1 protein-coding gene is annotated in these 341 nt (G+C 63.6%); it reads right to left on the bottom strand.

What is annotated here, in order from left to right; genetic code table 11:
* Positions 1-341, bottom strand: a 341-nt coding sequence (locus tag EOD29_RS30900) for an OmpA family protein (protein ID WP_164763900.1), incomplete at both ends; no start/stop codon positions are given.

The following is a 341-nucleotide window of genomic DNA, read 5'->3' as shown; positions in this document are numbered from 1 at the left end:
TGGGAAACGCGCGTCTCGTCCAGTCCGCCGCGCACGAGCATGTAATAGGCGCTCTGGGCGCGGTCCATCGAAAGCCGCCAGTTCTCGTTCTGCCCGCCCTTGTATTGGCGCCCGTCGGTGTGGCCGCGGATGGCGACTGCGCCACCCCTCTCCTTCAGGATCGTCCCGATCTTTTCCATGGCGAGCACCATCTCCTGGCGCGGAACAGCCGAACCGATATTGAACATCGAATCATCGTTCTGGTCAGAGATGCTGACCAGCAGGCCGCCTTCGGACGCCGTCACGGTCAGGCCTTCGGCGAGCTTGCCGGCAACGCCGCCGATCTGTTGGGCGATCTGCTT

Source organism: Mesorhizobium sp. M1A.T.Ca.IN.004.03.1.1, from assembly GCF_003997555.1.
Classification (GTDB): domain Bacteria; phylum Pseudomonadota; class Alphaproteobacteria; order Rhizobiales; family Rhizobiaceae; genus Mesorhizobium.
Note: the sequence above shows the minus strand (reverse complement) of the source record. Positions and strands in the feature narration are given on the sequence as shown.